The sequence below is a fragment of the Bradyrhizobium sp. JYMT SZCCT0428 genome (assembly GCF_018131075.1).
GTDB lineage: Bacteria > Pseudomonadota > Alphaproteobacteria > Rhizobiales > Xanthobacteraceae > Bradyrhizobium.
Genome location: NZ_JAFCLS010000008.1, coordinates 78,504 through 92,824, shown reverse-complemented (window position 1 = coordinate 92,824; position 14,321 = coordinate 78,504). Strand labels below are relative to the sequence as shown.

The 14,321-nt window shown below is 63.7% G+C and carries 18 protein-coding genes; 10 read left to right on the top strand and 8 right to left on the bottom strand.

Annotated elements, in window-relative coordinates; all coding sequences use genetic code 11:
• Positions 1 to 41 precede the first annotated feature (41 nt).
• Positions 42 to 308, top strand: a complete 267-nt coding sequence (locus tag JQ575_RS10525) for a DUF3551 domain-containing protein (protein WP_212033133.1) — start codon at positions 42 to 44, stop codon at positions 306 to 308.
• Positions 309 to 666: 358 nt separating this feature from the next.
• Here the strand turns inward: JQ575_RS10525 and JQ575_RS10520 are convergent, their stop codons facing one another.
• Both JQ575_RS10520 and JQ575_RS10515 read right to left on the bottom strand, forming a co-directional pair.
• The gene (locus tag JQ575_RS10520; RefSeq protein ID WP_212033132.1) at positions 667 to 1,893 is read right to left on the bottom strand and encodes an SMP-30/gluconolactonase/LRE family protein; all 1,227 of its coding nucleotides are present in this window, start codon (positions 1,891 to 1,893) and stop codon (positions 667 to 669) included.
• A 208-nt stretch (positions 1,894 to 2,101) separates the two neighbouring features.
• Positions 2,102 to 2,467 (bottom strand): hypothetical protein, encoded by a 366-nt coding sequence (locus tag JQ575_RS10515; RefSeq protein ID WP_212033131.1) that lies wholly within the window; start codon positions 2,465 to 2,467, stop codon positions 2,102 to 2,104.
• 282 nt (positions 2,468 to 2,749) lie between these two features.
• Between JQ575_RS10515 and JQ575_RS10510 the strand changes: the two genes are divergently transcribed.
• The gene (locus tag JQ575_RS10510; protein WP_212033130.1) at positions 2,750 to 4,312 is read left to right on the top strand and encodes an amidase family protein; all 1,563 of its coding nucleotides are present in this window, start codon (positions 2,750 to 2,752) and stop codon (positions 4,310 to 4,312) included.
• Between the two features lie 148 nt (positions 4,313 to 4,460).
• On the top strand, positions 4,461 to 5,696 hold the full coding sequence (locus tag JQ575_RS10505) for an MFS transporter (protein ID WP_312015920.1): 1,236 nt from the start codon (positions 4,461 to 4,463) through the stop codon (positions 5,694 to 5,696).
• Between the two features lie 153 nt (positions 5,697 to 5,849).
• On the opposite strand, the gene JQ575_RS10500 is transcribed toward JQ575_RS10505, so the two are convergent.
• From JQ575_RS10500 to JQ575_RS10485, 4 genes are all read right to left on the bottom strand, one after another.
• Positions 5,850 to 6,227: a rhodanese-like domain-containing protein gene (locus JQ575_RS10500; RefSeq protein ID WP_212033129.1), complete on the bottom strand. Its 378-nt coding sequence runs from the start codon at positions 6,225 to 6,227 to the stop codon at positions 5,850 to 5,852.
• A 141-nt stretch (positions 6,228 to 6,368) separates the two neighbouring features.
• Positions 6,369 to 6,773, bottom strand: a complete 405-nt coding sequence (locus JQ575_RS10495) for a DUF4864 domain-containing protein (protein WP_212033128.1) — start codon at positions 6,771 to 6,773, stop codon at positions 6,369 to 6,371.
• 200 nt (positions 6,774 to 6,973) lie between these two features.
• Positions 6,974 to 7,165, bottom strand: coding sequence for a hypothetical protein (locus JQ575_RS10490; RefSeq protein WP_212033127.1), 192 nt, complete (start codon positions 7,163 to 7,165; stop codon positions 6,974 to 6,976).
• A complete protein-coding gene (locus JQ575_RS10485; RefSeq protein WP_212033126.1) occupies positions 7,162 to 7,971 on the bottom strand; it encodes a transglutaminase family protein in 810 nt (269 codons plus the stop codon). Before JQ575_RS10485 ends, JQ575_RS10490 begins: the two co-directional genes overlap by 4 nt.
• A 194-nt stretch (positions 7,972 to 8,165) precedes the next feature.
• Between JQ575_RS10485 and JQ575_RS10480 the strand changes: the two genes are divergently transcribed.
• From JQ575_RS10480 to JQ575_RS10450, 7 genes are all read left to right on the top strand, one after another.
• A complete protein-coding gene (locus tag JQ575_RS10480) occupies positions 8,166 to 8,432 on the top strand; it encodes a hypothetical protein (protein WP_212033125.1) in 267 nt (88 codons plus the stop codon).
• Positions 8,429 to 8,728, top strand: coding sequence for a hypothetical protein (locus JQ575_RS10475; RefSeq protein ID WP_212033124.1), 300 nt, complete (start codon positions 8,429 to 8,431; stop codon positions 8,726 to 8,728). Before JQ575_RS10480 ends, JQ575_RS10475 begins: the two co-directional genes overlap by 4 nt.
• 86 nt (positions 8,729 to 8,814) lie before the next feature.
• The gene (locus JQ575_RS10470; protein WP_192739935.1) at positions 8,815 to 9,003 is read left to right on the top strand and encodes a hypothetical protein; all 189 of its coding nucleotides are present in this window, start codon (positions 8,815 to 8,817) and stop codon (positions 9,001 to 9,003) included.
• Positions 9,004 to 9,051: 48 nt separating this feature from the next.
• Positions 9,052 to 9,330 carry a DUF1488 domain-containing protein gene (locus JQ575_RS10465; RefSeq protein ID WP_192740012.1) on the top strand — a complete coding sequence of 93 codons (279 nt, stop codon included), beginning with the start codon at positions 9,052 to 9,054 and terminating at the stop codon, positions 9,328 to 9,330.
• Positions 9,331 to 9,518: 188 nt separating this feature from the next.
• On the top strand, positions 9,519 to 9,770 hold the full coding sequence (locus tag JQ575_RS10460; protein ID WP_212033123.1) for a hypothetical protein: 252 nt from the start codon (positions 9,519 to 9,521) through the stop codon (positions 9,768 to 9,770).
• Positions 9,771 to 9,777: 7 nt separating this feature from the next.
• Positions 9,778 to 10,164, top strand: a complete 387-nt coding sequence (locus JQ575_RS10455) for a response regulator (protein ID WP_212033122.1) — start codon at positions 9,778 to 9,780, stop codon at positions 10,162 to 10,164.
• 109 nt (positions 10,165 to 10,273) lie between these two features.
• The gene (locus tag JQ575_RS10450; protein ID WP_212033121.1) at positions 10,274 to 11,047 is read left to right on the top strand and encodes a sensor histidine kinase; all 774 of its coding nucleotides are present in this window, start codon (positions 10,274 to 10,276) and stop codon (positions 11,045 to 11,047) included.
• A 32-nt stretch (positions 11,048 to 11,079) separates the two neighbouring features.
• Here JQ575_RS10450 and JQ575_RS10445 read toward each other — a convergent pair whose 3' ends face one another.
• Positions 11,080 to 12,630 carry a lysozyme inhibitor LprI family protein gene (locus tag JQ575_RS10445; protein ID WP_212033120.1) on the bottom strand — a complete coding sequence of 517 codons (1,551 nt, stop codon included), beginning with the start codon at positions 12,628 to 12,630 and terminating at the stop codon, positions 11,080 to 11,082.
• An 82-nt stretch (positions 12,631 to 12,712) separates the two neighbouring features.
• Positions 12,713 to 14,302, bottom strand: a complete 1,590-nt coding sequence (locus JQ575_RS10440; RefSeq protein ID WP_212033119.1) for a gamma-glutamyltransferase — start codon at positions 14,300 to 14,302, stop codon at positions 12,713 to 12,715.
• Between the last annotated feature and the right edge of the window lie 19 nt (positions 14,303 to 14,321).

Here is a 14,321-nt window from a genome sequence, read left to right as displayed (position 1 = left end):
TTCCGGCAGGGTACAATTTCTGCCGTCGCGAAGGAGTTCTGATGCGCATTCTGATGTTGATGGCGTTGGGGATCTCGGCGCTCACGGCGGTTGTGGCAGCGCCGTCGGCGCACGCCCAGACCTATGATCCGAAATATCCCGTCTGCCTTCAGGTCTACACAGGCCGGATGGATTTCTACTTCGAATGCGGCTACACCTCGATCGCACAGTGCAATATGTCGGCTTCGGGCCGCGCCGCACAATGCGTCGTCAATCCGTATTACGATGGCGGAAAACGACGCAGTAAAAAGCCTCGCCGCGACTATTGAGGGGTGTCGGGTTGAACCGGTCCTGCGCGCGTTGAGACTCAGCTGATCCGCGGGCCGAAAAACAAAAGCCCGGCAAACCTGCCGGGCCCTTGTCTAAATATTGCTTGGTGATGAAACTCAGACATTCATAGCGAATGGCGGTAAAGCGTCTGTTCAAAATAGCACACAGGCGCCGTGATTTGCCCCCGTATGACTGCGGAGACCCCACGCATGCGCATGGTCGCGCGCAGGCGTGAGCATGCCCGATTTTCGAGACAAGACTCCTCGAGACCAGACTGCATCGAGGGCTGTGCGGCATGAAGAAGCCGGCGGGTTGCGCCGGCTTCTTCTTTCGCTGTTTGGCGCGGAGGCGAACGGCTCAGCCCGGGCCGGCGCCCTGGGTTGCGGTGTACACGGCGTAGAGCGACTGGCTGGCGGCCATGAACAGGCGGTTTCGCTTCGGCCCGCCGAAACAGACGTTGCCGCACACTTCGGGCAGGCGGATCCGGCCGATCAGCTTGCCGTCCGGTGACCATATCGTCACGCCGCTATAGCCGACCGCGCGGCCGGCATTGCTGGAAGCCCAGACATTGCCGTTGACGTCGCAGCGTACGCCGTCCGGTCCGCATTTGACGCCATCGACCATGAAGTCGCTGAACCGCTTGTGGTTCGACAGTTTGTTGTCGGTGCCGACATCGAAAACGAACATGTCGCCCTTGCCGCCCGGCCCGGTATCACCGGGCCCCTTGCCGGTGCTGGCGACATAGAGCTTCTTGTAATCCGGCGAGAAACAGAGGCCGTTGGGATCGGGCACCTGCTCCTCGGTCACCACCAGGTCGATGCGGCCCGAGGGGTCGATGCGGTAGCAATTGGTCGGCAGCTCGCGCTTGCCCGCCACGAAGCCGGCCGGCTGGCCGATCCGTGGGTTGAGTTTGCCGGCGGGATTGCTGGGGCCTCCCGCGACGTCCGGTTCGCCCTCATAGAGCTGGCCGCCATAGGGCGGGTCGGTGAACCAGTAGCTGCCGTCGGGATGGGCGACGACGTCGTTCGGCGAGTTGAGTTTCTTGCCGCCGAAATTATCGGCGAGCACGGTCGCGGTGCCGTCGTGCTCGTAGCGCACCACCCGCCGGGTGAGATGCTCGCAGGACAGCTGCCGGCCCTGGAAGTCGAACGAGTTGCCGTTGGAATTGTTGGACGGGGTGCGGAATACGCTGACGCGGCCGTCATCCTCGGTCCATCGCATCTGGCGGTTATTGGGAATGTCGCTCCACAGGAGATAGCGGCCCTGCGAGTTCCACGCCGGGCCTTCGGCCCACAATAGTCCCGTATGGAGACGCTGGATTGGCGCGTTGGGCTGGGCGAGGTCGTTGAACGACGGATCGACCGCGATGATATCCGGGTCCCAGAAATAGGTGGTCGGCGCGCCTCTGGGGCTGAAATCACGTGGCGGGGTGGTGACCACGGATGGCGGCCCCACCGCGCCGCCCTGCTGGGCCAGCGCCGTGCCGGCCCCCGCCACGGTGGCCCCGGCGGCGAGCGCCAGGCCGTGGACGAGCGTTCGTCGTGAAATCATGGATTGCGGATCGCGCTGCACGTCGCGTGTCATCACTTCCTCCCAGGATATGCGCCGGCCGGTTGATCCGGGCCAGGCGGGGGCAAGGCTATGCCGGCCCGGCCTCGGTTGCGAGCACCTTTCGGTGCAGCCCGGGGCTGAAGGATGCAGTGCAAGATGGCTTTACCCGGTTGATCTCTGTCCGCCGGAAGGCGGCGGCGCCCGGGATACTGGCGCTCCGCTGGTCCAAGATCAGGAGGGCTCAATTCGCCGGAGGATTCTCGGCAGATTTGGTTGCCGCGCGGTAGCGCTTCCAGTTTTCGATGGTCGCTTCGTAGCGGACCGGCTTCCTTGCAGCGGGGACCGGCTCCGGCTTCGCGTTGACCACGCCCACGGTTTCAGCCTGTCCGGCTTTGGATACATGTGCGGGCTTCGGATAAAAGGCGATGAAGCCCAGCAGACCCGCGATCACCAATCCAACCGGGATCGCGATCGCCCAATCATTATGTGTACGCTGAGTGACATCATGGCGCAGGACTCTTGGCATGTTCAGCTCCCACGTTGCATTGGCTTTTGTAAGTCGAGACGCGCGGCGGCAATCGTGAGCTGCTTCACTATTGCCGCTCACGAAACCGTTAGAAGCGGCCGGGCGGTGGTCCCGAGCCCGCGCGCAGCCTGAACGATCCGCGCCGTCGAAAAAGTGATCCGGATCACGGAATGCCGATGGAAAATGCGCCTTTCCCGTTCGATCGCCGTTCAGCCTTCTGGCGCATATTGCGATTGCACTGCGCCTGCTCGCATTGATCGCTTTGACTCAATCGATCGGCGAAGCTCGTTGGTCGGCCGCGCAAGCCTCGACACGCGGCCTCTCGGCCCATAACCTCCGCCGCGCAATTGGAGGAGAACCGAATTGGTCAAGAGAGTTGTGAAGAAGCGCGCTTCGAAAAAGACGCCGGCGAAGAGATCGTCGAAAAAAACGACTGTCCGCGCCAGCAAGGCCGCGAAGACGGCCAGCAAGACCGGGAAAAAGACCGCATCGCGCAAACCCGCCGCGCCCAAGGGGCCGGTGTGGCAATGGTCGGCGCTGGAGACCGCGGCCGCCATCCGGTCCGGCGCGATTTCTTCGGTGGAGGTTACGGAGGCTCATGTCGCGCGGATGCGCGCGGTCAATCCAAAGCTCAACGCAATTGTGGTCGATCTCTCCGACGAAGCGCTCAAGGCGGCCAAGGCGGCAGACCAGACGCGGGCGAAGGGCGGCGAACTCGGCCTGCTGCATGGCGTGCCGATCACGATCAAGGAAAACGTCGACTATGAAGGCAGGCCCAATCCCAACGGCGTGCCTGCGCAAATGAACATCATCGCGCCCTCGGATGCGCCGGTCGTGCGCAACCTCAGGAAGGCCGGCGCTGTCGTGCTGGGGCTGACCAACACGCCCGAATTCTCGTTCCGCGGCTTCACGGATAACCCGCTGCACGGGCTGACGCTCAACCCCTGGGACCCCGAGATCACCTGCGGCGGGTCATCGGGCGGCGCCGGCTCGGCGGTCGCGGCCGGCATCGGCACGATTGCGCATGGCAACGACATCGGCGGCTCGCTGCGCTGGCCGGCGCATTGCAACGGCGTCGCCACCATCAAGCCGACGCAAGGCCGTATCCCCGCCTTCAATCAAAGCGCCACGGCCGAACGGCCGATGCTCGCGCACCTGATGTCGGCGCAGGGACCGCTGGCGCGCAGCGTCGGCGACGTCAGGCTCGGCCTTGAAGTGATGTGCCAGCGCGATCCGCGCGATCCCTGGTGGGTGCCGGCACCGCTGGCGGGTCCGAAACCGAAGGGGCCGATCAAGGTCGCGCTGGCGAAACTGCCCGCCGACATGAATGTCGATCCGTCGGTGCGCGCGGCGCTGAAGCAGGCCGCCGACCATCTGGAGCGCGGCGGCTATCGCGTCAGCGAAGTCGAGGTGCCCGATATCAACGGCGTCTGGCAGACCTGGTGCGACATCATCGTCAATGAAGTCGCCGTGCTGCAGGAAGCCGGAATGCTGGCGGTGGCCTCGGAGCATTTCCACACGGCGTGGGGCGGCATCAAGCTGAAGGCGAACACACTCGATCTGGCAGGCTGGATGCGGACGACGGCCGCGCGCAGCGGTCATATTCGCGCCTGGCAAGCCTTCTTTGAAGATTATCCGGTCGTGCTGGCGCCGACGACGGTCATGCCGACGCCCGGGCCGCGCGCGGATACGACCAGCCTGGAGCGCGTGGCCGAGATGTTCTTCAACGATCTGCGGTTCATTTCCGCAATCAACGTGCTGGGCCTGCCGTCCGCGGTGGTGCCGGTCGCGCTGCACGAGGGCAAGCCGATCGGCGTGCAACTGATCGCCGGACGCTATCGCGAGGACCTGGCGCTCGATGCCGCGGCGTCGATCGAGAAGCGCGCCGGCGTGCTGGTGCAAAAGTTGTGGCAGCAGATGGCGTGAGCAGGCGCCATTGCTCTGAGGGATAGGCGCTAATGCTCTGAGAGGGAGGTGCTGGTCTTATGACGCGCACCCCCTCCACATCTGCATGCCCAATATCGCGCCATTGTGGCTTGACCTCTAGGCAATTGCGCTAGAAGTTGCGCCCGCCGTGGTAATTTCTTCTGAATTCATTCGAGATTCCGAACTGTTCGTTCCCGACTCGCGCCGAGCCTGGGCCCGGCTTGCCGTGGCCGTGCTGATCGGCTCGCTCGGCAGCGTCGGCATGTGGTCGGTGGTGGTCGCGCTGCCAGTGGTGCAGCAGGATTTCGGCGCCACGCGAGGCACGGCGTCATTGGCCTTCACCATGATGATGCTCGGTTTCGGTCTGGGCCAGGTGATCACAGGCAAGATATCCGACCGCTACGGCATCGTCACCGCGATCGGGCTTGGTATCGGTCTTCTGGGTCTCGGCTATATCGTCGCCGGAACGTCATGGTCGATCTGGCCGTATGTTCTCGTGCACTTTGTCATCGGGCTTTCTTCGGCAGCGACCTTCGGCCCGCTGATGGCGGAAGCCTCGCACTGGTTCGAGCGCTACCGCGGACTGGCGGTCGCGATCGCCGCCAGCGGCAACTACATCGGCGGCGCGGTCTGGCCGTCGCTGGTGAATTGGGGCATGCAGACCTATGGCTGGCGCACCACCCATATCGCGGTCGGTATCTTCACCGCCGTGGCGATGACGCTGGCGCTGATCGGCTTGCGCGTGCTGATGGGCGCAGGGGTGCGCCGCAGCCACGCCAACGCGCCGCCGCCGCGACTCGACCTCAAGCTGTCAACCAATGCGCTCACCGTGATCCTGGGGCTCGCCAGCATCTCCTGCTGCGTGGCGATGTCGATGCCGCAGGTTCACATCGTCGCCTATTGCAACGATCTCGGCTATGGCGTGGCGCGCGGCGCCGAAATGCTGTCACTGATGCTGGGCCTTGGCATCATCAGCCGCATCGGCTCTGGTTTCCTGGCCGACAAGATCGGCGGCATCCCGACGCTGCTGATCGGCTCGGTGGCGCAAGCTACCGCGCTGCTGTTTTATCTGTTCTTCGACGGCCTGACCTCGCTCTATTTGATCTCCGCGATGTTCGGATTGTTCCAGGGCGGCATCGTGCCGAGCTACGCCATCATCGTGCGCGAGACGATGCCGGCTTCGGAGGCCGCGACGCGCGTCGGCTTCGTAATCCTGGCCTCGGTGTTCGGCATGTCGTTCGGGGGGTGGATTTCCGGCGTGATCTTCGACGCCACCGGCTCCTACGCCGCCGCCTTCACCAACGGCGTCGCCTGGAACCTGGTCAACATCGCCATCATGGTGCTGCTGTTGATGCGCGCGCGGCAGCGGATGGCGCTGGCCTAGACCGGGATGAGGGTTCTTCGAACCGTCACCCCGCTCCATCTTTTTGTGTGAGTATGATCTCCGCGCAAACGCCTTTCGCGTTTGTCGCGAGGGAAAACCGCTGCCCGCTTTGCGCTAACGCGGCCCTGCGGGTCCGGATCATGCTCGCGCCAATTAGCTCTTCTCGACTTCGCCGCCGGCCTCCAGCCAGCCCTTGAAGCCGCCAAGGTTGCGGACGTTATTGTATCCCATGTCTTTCAGGGTCTTGCCGACCAGCGCCGAGCGCCCGCCGGATGCGCAGTAGGCGACAACCGTCTTGGATCGATCGAACGCCGCGTCGTGCAGCGCGGAAGCTGGATCGGCCCGAAATTCCACTAGGCCTCGCGGGATGGCGAGCGCGCCCGGGACCTTGCCCGATGTTGCGACCTCGGCCGGTTCACGGACGTCGAGAAACAGCACGTCGGCCCGGCCAACCAGTTTCTTCGCTTCATCCGGGCTGATACGCGGCACCTCGGCTTCGGCCTCGGCCAGCATCGTCTGTACTGTTTTCATTTTTGTTTCCTCCGGGATCAAGACGCGGTCGCGTCCATTGGGGGCGAGTAAGGCGCAAACCCCGGGCGGTTGCAATGGCAAAGGACTGCGTGCGAATTCTGAGATCGAGGCTTGGTGCGGCCCTCTGCCGCAACGTATGTCTCAGACCGCCTGGCCCGCCTTCAACAACGAGCAGCCCGTGATCTTCAAGCTACCGTCGGGCTGTCGTTCCAGCGTGTAGAGCGCCTCCCACGCCTGACCATCAGCATCGACGATGTGGACGCGCTGGGCGATCTGGCCGCCGGCGGCACGCGCTTCGCCGAACTCGAAACTCTTGTGGCGGTAGACCGGCGGATAGGCCTGCCGGACCATCTGCATAAAGATATCGGCCTCCGGAAAAATCTGCTGGATCGACGGCGCCGCGTGAGAATAGGCGGCGGCGGAATCGTCGCGGCCAAAAGCCTGCTCCTGCGCGCGGATCACGCTTTGCGCGGCGGCGACGTCGTCGGCGAAGGCCGGTGATCCCAGGCCGATCAGGAAGACGACAAGAAGAGCAATAGCGCGCATGCGGATGTTCCCTGGCTAGAGCCTCTTCCGTTTCGATGGGATCGAAACGGGGCTCTAGATTCTGGATTTGACGCGTTTTCTTAACGCGAACCAGTCTCCACTTCGCTGGAAAACGCTCTGATGCAGTGAGTTACGGCCAAGTCGGCCGAAAGTTGCATCCATCCTGCCAGCAGTGCAAGCGGCTCCAGGAGGTGAGGTAGCTATTGACCGCTCGCCAGGCGCCGCAGGCCGGACGCGGTCAAGCCGAGTTCGCCGAGCCGCCGCATCGCGTAGCCGAGGCCGACCAGCCGTTCCCAGTGCAACTGGGGAATTTCACACTGCGCATCGCCCTTGCTGACTTCGCGCAAGGAGGCGAATTCGTCGGCGCTGAGGGCAGGGTGTGGTTCGCTCACGCGGCGACCTCATCGGTCCACACCTTGAAGCTCGCCAGCGTGTTCGGGCCGAAGGTCTGGGTGATCGGAACGTCGGAGGCATCGCGTCCCTGCGCGATCAGGACGCGGCCGATCCGCGGCACGTTGTTGCGCGGATCGAACATGTGCCAACGCCCGCCGATAAAGACTTCGAACCAGCCGGCGAAATCCCCCACCGCCCAGGGCTTGGGCGTACCGATGTCGCTGAGATAGCCGGTGCAATAGCGCGCCGGAATGTTCATGCAGCGGCAGAACGTAATGGCCAGATGAGCATAGTCGCGGCAGACGCCCTTGCCTTCGCTATAGGCTTCCCACGCCGTCTTGGTGGCGCGGGCATGCTCGTAGCCGAACGCGATGTGGCGATGGACGAAGTCGCAGATCGCCTGCACCCGCGCCCAGCCCGGCGGCGTCTTCTCGAACAACTGCCAGGCGATGTCCGAAAGGCGGTCGGTCTCGCAATAACGGCTGCCGAGCAGATACACCAGCGCATCCGCAGGCAGATCCTCGACCGCGTGCTGGACCGCCGACGGGAACACCGGATCGGGCAGGCCGGAGTCGCGAACGACGCCATCGGCGGCAAGGCGGAGGCGGCCTGCCGGCGCCACCATGCGGCTGCACCAATTGCCGAACATGTCGCGATAGGGGGTGATCTCGACCGCAGGCGTGGTGGTCAGGAAGTCCGGCACGATGACATCGGAGGCGCGCGTGAAATGAGTGCCCAGCACCATGATCATGGGTGTCGGCTGCGGGAAATCGTAGAGCATTTCGAATCCGACGCGCAGCTTCATTCGAAATACTTTCCTGGCTGAATACCTGCTCGAAATGGCTACGAAACCACCGAATACAAGCCTTTTGCCGCTTTATTCGACTAAACTCGCCTCGCTACACAGAAAACGATAGCTAATTGCCGCAAAAGCGCGCACTCTACGCCGATGTCCGAACAATCCGATGGTTCCGTGCGCAGACGAGCAGGTCTGATGCCATGACGATGCGCTCACGACGGGAAACAGTTCATTTCAGGCACCCGTTCCGCATCAAGGGAATTGATCGCCAACTCGCGCCCGGCGCTTACGAAGTCGTCACCGATGAGGAGATGATCGAAGGGCTGTCGTTCCCGTGCTTCCGGCGCGTCGCCACCATGATCATGGTCCCTGCAGCGGCGCCGCACCGATCTTCGATGGAAATGATTTCGATCAGCTCGGTCGATCTGTCCGATGCGCAGCGGATCGACGCGAGCGCGCCCAAGTGACTGAGATTCCGATCGAGCTCGACAAGCATCGCGGCATGGCGGCGCAGAAGGCAACCGATATCCGCCGTGTACTCGCCGACGTCGAGGCCAACGCCAAGCTGCTGCGCGACAAGCAGGGCGTGGTCGAGATCCAGCTCCTTGCCGTACCGGCCGCCTCGTGGTCCGAGGCGGTAGCCAAGGCGCGTTACGTGCTCAATCTCTATTCGGCCAGCCTCGCGGCATCAGACACGCATCACCGCGACCTCGTCGCCGTGGTGCTTGCCGATCTCACCCGGCTCGCCGGGGATGACGCCTGATCGAGACGAATAAGCGGCTTTCGACCAACCAAGACTTTATCCAGCGCGTTCGACGCAAGATCGAACGGCCAAACTGAAAGTATCTGATGAAAAATCTCTCTCCCCGTCACGTCAAGACAGAAGAATCGCTGCGCCTCGGTGTCGTGTCCGGCTGGTACTCGACCAAGGTCAGCGGCACCTTCGTTTCGGGCCCGCATGATTCCGAAGCCGACTGCCTGCGCAGGATTGCCGAAATCAATCCGCCGCCGGCCAAGAAGAAGATGATGGTGGGTTGAGTGGGAGAAATCGATGGTACGGTTGTTCCGACCTTTGAGAACCGCCCGATGACGCTCGCGCGTGGCAGCATCGGGGGTTACGAATATGATCGCATGGTGCTGAAGTTTTCCATGATGGACGACGGCAGGGAAGTCCCCTGCGCTGTCAGCGCGTCAGCGATGGACGACCTTGAGCGTGTGTCGCGGACGGCGCCGGAACGGCGTGAAGAACAGTTCGTCCGGCTGCGCGACCGGATCGAACAATGCGCCTCGCGCAAGTTCCAGGCGCGGGAGTTCGAGGGCACGCCTCCGGGCATCATCCTGCGCAGCATCGACTTTCGCGGCTGATGGCCGAGGTCGCGACGCGGACCATAATTGACAACGCCGCTGCGCAAGCCGGGATCGCCACTTGCCTTAGTTGGCAAGCGGCGATGCAAATATAAGTCGTCGTTGCGGAACTCTGCATCCGCAGCGCCGTTGCCAACCGATCCCCAAGCGCAGCGGGATTGGCGACCCGCCACAGTCAGTAGCTCAAGATGATCAAATCTATCTCGGCGTTCGCGATATTCGCGCTGCTAGGAGCGGCGGTCATTGCGCTGCCCGGCTTCGCGCCCGTCGTCAAAGCAGACGAGGCCGTTGCGTTTGCCAAGGCAGGCCGGCTGGCCACCTATGCGGTGGCTGGAAATTGCGCCAGCCAGAATTGGCCGAACATCGCGTCATCGTGCCTGCGCGACACAGAATCGGGGGCGGCCATTCGCGAGGTGCGCCTGGTCACGGCGCGCCGTTGAGCCGTACATGATGCCCCTGGATCATTCCCTCCTTCCGCTCGTCGTGCTCGTCGTTGAAGACGAGATGATGCTGCGCATGCGTGTGGTCGATATGGTGGAAGACGCCGGCTACGTCCCGGTCGAGGCCGTGGACGCGGACGAAGCCATGACCATCCTCCGCTCCCGATCCGATATCGCGCTGATGCTTACCGACGTTCAGATGCCCGGCAGCATGAACGGTCTGCAACTGGCACATGCGGTCCGCGAGAATTGGCCGCCCATCAAGATCATCCTGGCGTCCGGACAGCTGAAATTGTCCGACGGCGACATTCCGTTGGACAGCCGATTTTTCGGCAAACCGCTGCAATCCGACGAAATCATAGCGGAAATGCGCGAAATGCTTGGCCCGGCCTGAAATCGGCAGGAGACGGACATCCGATGGCTCTGCACCGTACCGGTCAAACGGGTGAATCATTGGCATAAAGAAATGTCCGGAACCGGACAGATGGTGGTATTCGTTGTCGATGTTCAGAACAGCTCCTGATCCGTATGCCTCCCTCGATGCGTCGGATCCGACGTCACCGCAGGAGGAGCTGGCGGCCGAAAACGTCAGCCTCCGACTGCTGCTGACACAGGCCAAGCTCAGCGCCGAGACGCTGCTTGAGCAGGCCGGCATCGACGCCAAGGAGCGCGAAGCCGCCGACAAGCTGCAAAAACTGATCCTCGAAGAGCTTCACCACCGCATCAAGAACACGCTGGCAACCGTTGGCGCCATCGCGTCGCAAAGTCTTCGCAATGCGCCGAGCACGCAGCATGCGCAGCAAGCGATCGAAGGCCGTCTGCTGGCGCTCGGGCGGGCCCATGATCTGCTGTTGCAGGCGCGCTGGACCGGTGCGGAGCTGCGAAAGATCGTCCAGGGGGCGACCGAGCCGTTCGACAATCCGGACAAGCCCCGGTTTTCGATTGCCGGATCCGATGTGCAGATCGCATCGGGCGCGGTCATTGCGATCGCGATGACCCTCAACGAGCTCTGCACCAACACCACGAAATTTGGCGCATTGTCGGTGCCCGCGGGTCACGTGGTCATCAGCTGGGCGATGGATGCGCCGGCATCGCGGCTGCACTTCACCTGGAAAGAACAGGATGGCCCGGCTGTTGCGGCCCCGACGCGTCAGAGTTTTGGCACGCGCCTGATCGAGACGCTCGGCCGGCAACTCAAAGGCAATGTCAGATTGACCTACGAGCCGAGCGGGTTCGTCTATTTTCTCGATATTCCCTTGCTCTCGCTTGAATCGTGAGCGGCTAACGCGCGTCAGCTTGCCGCGATATTTTACCGGATCGAACTATTCATGTTGTCGATATCCGGTGAGGGGTGGGCGGGAAACAGCCGCGCGGTCGACGAGTTCGCCAGATTGCGTCTGCATTTTGGCTCGTCGGCGTTGTCATCCTCGGTGCCATCCTTCTTCCATCGCTTCTTGGCGAACGCATCGTCCTGGCGGTTGACGACCAGGGTGGCATGATCGCGCTCGAGCGTGTCCGGGTTCTTGCGCCCGTCGCTGGAACGGAAGGCGCCGCCATCAACCAGCCTGCCGCTGATCTCGTAGTCGCAACCGGCTTTCCAGTCGCCCTGGTCCCACTTCCAGCCTTTCGCCGTGACGCTGCCATCCCTGTTCACGGTCACCTGGAGCACGGCGTTGTACGCCAGCCATGTGCCGGCCAGCCCACTGCGCTTGTCGTCAAAGCCCTCGATCAATGCGATCCGCTCGCGCTGCAGCCGTTCGAGCTTGTCGCGTGCGTCGGCGGTGTAATGCATTTGCGAGGTCTGCTTCTCCCAGGCCGGATGCAGGAATTGGGGATATTGGTTGGTCTGCGATTTGACCCAGCTGCGCTGGTCTTCCGTCAGCGCCCGCCGCGTCGCCTCGTCGAGCCGCGGCAGCAGCGCTTTCCAGGCCCGGTTCAGCTTCTGGTCGTTTTCGGCCATGTCAGGATCGGCGCAGACTTCTTCCTCGCTGGCGGTGCCGGGCCGGGAGCAGTCGAAGGTCGGAGCCACGAAGGTCGTATCGGCCTTGCCGGCTGCGGCGTCCTGCTTGCCGCTGGCGAAATAGCTCCCGGTGATCTGCCCCATATGTTCGCAATTGGGCCGGTCTTCGTCGCGCCATTCGGTGTCGCCGAGCACGACGCGCAGCGTCTCGCCCTGACGGCGGACCTTGACCAGGATCGGTTTGACCGGTTCGGCCCTGGTGTCAGCTACGCCGTCATCTGCCTTCGCAGGTGCGTCGTCGTCCGGCAGCATCGTGCCGGTCAACCATCCGCCGGAAGACGGCTTCACGAGCGCGCCGGCCTTGCAGGCCCGCCGCCGATCGCTGCCGAGGCCGTAGACGGCGCGCGTATCGAAGGCGAGGCGGTAGCCGCCGCCATCGCTCGCCGCCACGGTGATGCTGCCGAAGGTATTCACCCATGTTCCGAGAAATCCCGCCCGTCCGAAGCCCGCTTTTATTGCTTCCACCGTCGTGGCGCGCTGGCGCAAGGTCTCGACAAAAGCCTCCTTGATTTCTTCATCGTCGAATTCGTGTATGGGCCCCGCGGCGCTCAGCATGATTTCGTTGAACCAGGCCTGGTCGCGCTTCAGCAGCGGACGAATGTTGGCTGGCGCTTTTGCAAGGGAAGCCTGCAGCGCCTTTTCGATTTTGGCGGTCAGCGCGTCGTAATCGCTCTGCTTGCAGGCGTCCGACGCGGCGAGCGGGCCATCGGTGCCGCAGAGGCTGAGTCCGGTGGGCCCGCTGCTCAGCGCGCGCAGATATGTGTCGAGGGCGTAGCAGGAGGTCGGTATCAGCACGGACGCCATAATGGCAAGTGCCGCGAGGGAAGGGGAGGCGGACATGGGTTTTCGGCCCTCGAAACGGGGAGCGCGTTCTCTGCGCTTTAAGTCGCAGGCCTCGCCGTTTGGGTTCAGGCCGCCGGGCCTAACTCTCCGCGACCGCCTCACTCCATGGCTGGAACACCTCGGTGGCGCCGCTGTTGGTGGCGCCGTCGCGCAGCACGACGCTCGGGCAGGCGAACTTCATCGGCATGGTCTGGATCCGCGCTTCCTCGTAATCGAACTGCGCACGCAGGCTCTCCCGCGTCGATTTCGGCAAGCGCACGTCGCCGATCACGATGGCGCCTTCGCTGGCGTCGATGCGCGGCTGGTGGATCGCCGCGTCCAGATCCATGCCGTAATCCATCACGAACGACAGAAGCTGCGTCACCGCGGGCAGGATGCGCCGGCCGCCGGAGGCGCCGATGGCGGTGCGGCGGCCGTCAGACGCCTGTGCCACCACCGGCGTGTAGTTGGTGAGGCAGCGCTTGCCCGGCGCCAGCGAATTCGGCGTGCCCGGCGTCGGGTCGAACCACATGATGCCGTTGTTCATGGTGATGCCGGTTTGCGGACAGACGAATTTGGAGCCGAACGATGACAGCAGGGTTTGCGTCACCGCCGCCATGTTGCCGTCGCGGTCGACGGCCGAGAAATGCGTGGTGCAGGCCGGCGCCAGCGTTTCGGCGCCAAGGGCGCGGCGGCCGTCGGCGTCACCCATGTCCTTCAGGCGTTCGCGGTAGGCCGTTTGCAGCGCTTCGGCGTACGCTGCATAGGCCGCGGAATCCGGTGCGCCCTTTGTTGGCTGCAGATTTTGCTGCAGCAATTGCAGCGTACGCGCCAGCGTCGGCCCGGCGGTCAGTTCCGGCGTCGCAAACACCTTGCCGCCGCGATAGGGGATCGCCAGCGGTTCGCGCAGAAAAGCCTTGAACGGGATGAGATCTTCGACCGACAGCGCGCCGCCGGCGCTTCGCACATCGGCGGCGAGGCTGCGCGCCAGATCGCCTTCGTAGAAATCGCGCGGACCTTGCGCCGCCAGATGCGTCATCGTGGCCTTGAGCTTGTCCTGCGGCAGGCGAACCTTGGTCTTGATCCCCCATGGCGCATTCGGCGGTAATCCATCGACGAGATAGGCCGCGGCGCTGGCGGGATAGCGCCTCAGATCAAGCGCCGCACTCGCAATCATCAGCGTGGTCCACCAGTCCACCGCTAGGCCCTCGCCGGCGAGCGCGACGCTGGGCGCGAGCAATTCCTGCCATGGCATTTTGGCGTGGCGGCGATGCGCTTCCTCCATGCCGGCAACCACGCCGGGCACCGCGATCGCGCCGGGGCCATGGATGTTGCGGTCGTCCTTGACCCGCGCCCACGGAAACAGATCGGATGCCGCGCCCCCGCTCAGCGGATAATCCTCCAGGCGCAGGCTGAGCGGCGCACGCATGCCGTAGTCGATCACTTCATAACGGTCCTCGCGGGCGCGATAGAGCACCATCGCGCCGCCGCCGCCGAGCCCGCTCATCCAGGGCTCCAGCACGCCCAGCGCAAACGTGGTCGCGATCACGGCGTCGACGCAATCGCCGCCCGCCGCCAGCACATCGGCGCCGACCTTGGCGGCCTTGCCGGATTGCGCGGCGACGATGCCGCCCTTGGCGGTGACCGCGGGTTTGCGGATCTGCTGAGTGTTGGTGAACTGGTCGCGCATGCTGCTGCCTTTGTTACTT

Excerpts from the sequence above, each read along its gene's own strand:
- JQ575_RS10525 (WP_212033133.1), top strand. The coding sequence starts at position 42 with ATGCGCATTCTGATGTTGATGGCGTTGGGGATCTCGGCGCTCACGGCG.
- JQ575_RS10520 (WP_212033132.1), bottom strand. The coding sequence starts at position 1,893 with ATGACACGCGACGTGCAGCGCGATCCGCAATCCATGATTTCACGACGA.
- JQ575_RS10500 (WP_212033129.1), bottom strand. The coding sequence starts at position 6,227 with ATGAAAACAGTACAGACGATGCTGGCCGAGGCCGAAGCCGAGGTGCCG.
- JQ575_RS10495 (WP_212033128.1), bottom strand. The coding sequence starts at position 6,773 with ATGCGCGCTATTGCTCTTCTTGTCGTCTTCCTGATCGGCCTGGGATCA.
- JQ575_RS10485 (WP_212033126.1), bottom strand. The coding sequence starts at position 7,971 with ATGAAGCTGCGCGTCGGATTCGAAATGCTCTACGATTTCCCGCAGCCG.
- JQ575_RS10480 (WP_212033125.1), top strand. The coding sequence starts at position 8,166 with ATGACGATGCGCTCACGACGGGAAACAGTTCATTTCAGGCACCCGTTC.
- JQ575_RS10470 (WP_192739935.1), top strand. The coding sequence starts at position 8,815 with ATGAAAAATCTCTCTCCCCGTCACGTCAAGACAGAAGAATCGCTGCGC.
- JQ575_RS10465 (WP_192740012.1), top strand. The coding sequence starts at position 9,052 with ATGACGCTCGCGCGTGGCAGCATCGGGGGTTACGAATATGATCGCATG.
- JQ575_RS10460 (WP_212033123.1), top strand. The coding sequence starts at position 9,519 with ATGATCAAATCTATCTCGGCGTTCGCGATATTCGCGCTGCTAGGAGCG.
- JQ575_RS10455 (WP_212033122.1), top strand. The coding sequence starts at position 9,778 with ATGATGCCCCTGGATCATTCCCTCCTTCCGCTCGTCGTGCTCGTCGTT.
- JQ575_RS10450 (WP_212033121.1), top strand. The coding sequence starts at position 10,274 with ATGTTCAGAACAGCTCCTGATCCGTATGCCTCCCTCGATGCGTCGGAT.
- JQ575_RS10445 (WP_212033120.1), bottom strand. The coding sequence starts at position 12,630 with ATGTCCGCCTCCCCTTCCCTCGCGGCACTTGCCATTATGGCGTCCGTG.
- JQ575_RS10440 (WP_212033119.1), bottom strand. The coding sequence starts at position 14,302 with ATGCGCGACCAGTTCACCAACACTCAGCAGATCCGCAAACCCGCGGTC.